This is a genomic window from Pseudomonas sp. HMSC066A08, assembly GCF_001813025.1.
Lineage (GTDB): Bacteria > Pseudomonadota > Gammaproteobacteria > Pseudomonadales > Pseudomonadaceae > Pseudomonas > Pseudomonas aeruginosa.
The window spans coordinates 1-590 of sequence record NZ_KV811357.1 but is presented as its reverse complement, the minus strand read 5'-3'; the positions used below and the strand labels follow the sequence as shown (position 1 = coordinate 590).

General features: G+C 61.2%; 1 protein-coding gene. It reads right to left on the bottom strand.

Annotation, left to right across the window (positions count from 1 at the left end):
* A partial coding sequence (locus HMPREF2886_RS27325; protein ID WP_177344465.1) for a replication initiator protein A occupies window positions 1-590 on the bottom strand: 590 nt, incomplete at both ends.

Sequence of the window (590 nt, the reverse complement as noted above, 5' to 3'; positions counted from 1 at the left end):
CTGTCAGCACGTCCGGCTGTCTGCCGCCAGTCACTTCCCGGTAAATCCAGTTTGGTGCCTCAATCTCAATGCTGGCCACCTTGCCGGTATCGGTGCGGGACACGACGCGGTAGGGGCCAATGAGGCTTTCCGCTTCCGTCTCACGCACAACGCGCTTGCCGTTGCGTGATGGTGTCTCGCGCACACTCTTGATGGTCGTTCCTAGCAGGCGGTCAAGCGCGGCTTCCAGCTCGTCGGCCTGACGGCCGCCGTCGCCACGACGGCAGAACTTGGCAATATCTGAGGCGTGCGGGACGAATTTCTTGCCCGGCATGGCACCACGCCCGGCATTGAAAAGATTCATCGACTCGGTTAGGTGTGAGATGAGCATCAGCACAATGTCGTAGTCCCATATCGACGCCATGCCATCCGGCCCGGCCTTCACTTCAACGAAGCCGTCCGGCAGGTCGTAGCGGATCACTTCGCCTGCTCGCTTGTCGCGCTTTGACAGGCGGAACAGCGCAACGTCCATCAGGCTACGGTTGTCCTTGGTGGCTACGTCGTACAGACCCGGCACGAAAAAGTCGGGCTGTCGGTCGCTCTCGGGAGGG